The organism is Neisseria sp. HMSC068C04 (assembly GCF_001810105.1).
GTDB lineage: Bacteria > Pseudomonadota > Gammaproteobacteria > Burkholderiales > Neisseriaceae > Neisseria > Neisseria flavescens_B.
In genome coordinates, this window is the sequence record NZ_KV799894.1 from 1 (window position 1) to 1,401 (window position 1,401).

Genomic DNA, 1,401 nt, shown 5'->3' on the forward strand with positions numbered 1-1,401 from the left:
ACGAAGAAAGCGGGCTGCACTACAACCGTTTCCGGTATTACGACCCTGAAATCGGGAGGTTTGTGAGTCAGGATCCGATTGGGTTGATAGGCGGGATAAATGTTTATATTTATGCTCCTAATCCAATAGAATGGGTTGATCCATTTGGATTAGCATCAAAATCTAGTTTTGCAGTTCGACATGGCCCTAGTGCTCCCCAAAAAATAAATGGTAAATTCCCTATAAATTCATGTTTTGCAGGTAAAACTATGACCATGAAAGATGTTAATCAAAATATTTTAAAAAAATATCCAGGATTATCATTAAAATATCAACATGGGGTTCCTTTTAATATGATGGGATTTCCAGATTTTTCCAGATATGCAATAAGAACAGTTAATTTACCCGGAGGATTCATTTCAGATAGCAAAGATTTTAGTCAAGCAAATAGAATAGCATTTGGTAATAGTAATAATTATAAAGATAAAGGAAATATGATAATAGATGGCAAGAGATCCATTTGGTATCATACAGAAAAAAATGGAAAAATTCAGTTGATTCCATATGATCTCCATGTTGCAATTAAACATACTGGTGGTGCTGTGGTATGTGGAACAAGAAAACGTTAATATTAATTTATGGAGTATATAAATGGTTGAAATTTTAAAATTTGGTAAGTCAGAAGAAGAAATTAAAGATTTAGAGAGTAATGAAGGTCAGTTAAGTAAGAAAGCTATCAAAAGGTATCTATTTTTGAATGCCCATCAAACAGCTTCATGTGATGATGTTTTAAAATTTGAAAATGAGCATAATTTATTATTACCAGATGAATATAAGGAATTTTTAGAAAAACATAATGGAGGAATACCAAATAATAGTTGTTTTTTAGATGGTAGGGTTTTAAATTTCTTTTTTGGATTATTTAATAATCCTAAATTAGAAGAATCTATTGAGTGGCATTTAAATATGTATAATGATAGATATCCATCATCAATGTTACCTATTGCATCTGCAGGAGGTGGAGATTTAATTTTAATTGGTATAAAAGACGAGTATGCGTCTAAAATATTTTACTGGTTTCATGATTTTGAGGCAGAAGAAAGTGGCATTCAATATTTTGAAAATATTGAATGCGTTTCAAATAATTTAAAAGATTTTTTGAATATGCTTACATCTGAATGCTAATTGTTTTCTTAATATAAGAATACTAAAATTCTTTCATTGATATAATGTTAGTAATCCTTGAGACTTTGTACTGTGAATATCGATACGGAAGTAAGGATTTATTGAATTCAAAATCTAATATAAGGTATTACGATCCCGCTAACAACATCATCAATAAAACCTGGAATAACAAAACAATAGGCTACAATTGGAATGGCTTGAATCAACTCATTAAAATAGAAAACCGCAACGGCAGTA

At 30.4% G+C, this 1,401-nt stretch carries 2 protein-coding genes; both read left to right on the forward strand.

What is annotated here, in order from left to right; all coding sequences use genetic code 11:
• The coding region (locus tag HMPREF2700_RS00040) for an RHS repeat-associated core domain-containing protein (protein ID WP_141745802.1) at positions 1–608 on the forward strand (608 nt) is incomplete at its 5' end.
• Positions 609–630: 22 nt separating this feature from the next.
• Positions 631–1,164: an SMI1/KNR4 family protein gene (locus HMPREF2700_RS00045; RefSeq protein WP_070589025.1), complete on the forward strand. Its 534-nt coding sequence runs from the start codon at positions 631–633 to the stop codon at positions 1,162–1,164.
• Positions 1,165–1,401: the final 237 nt, after the last annotated feature.

What these genes read in the sequence shown, in the direction of transcription:
- HMPREF2700_RS00045 (WP_070589025.1), top strand. Translation starts at nt 631, where the DNA reads ATGGTTGAAATTTTAAAATTTGGTAAGTCAGAAGAAGAAATTAAAGAT.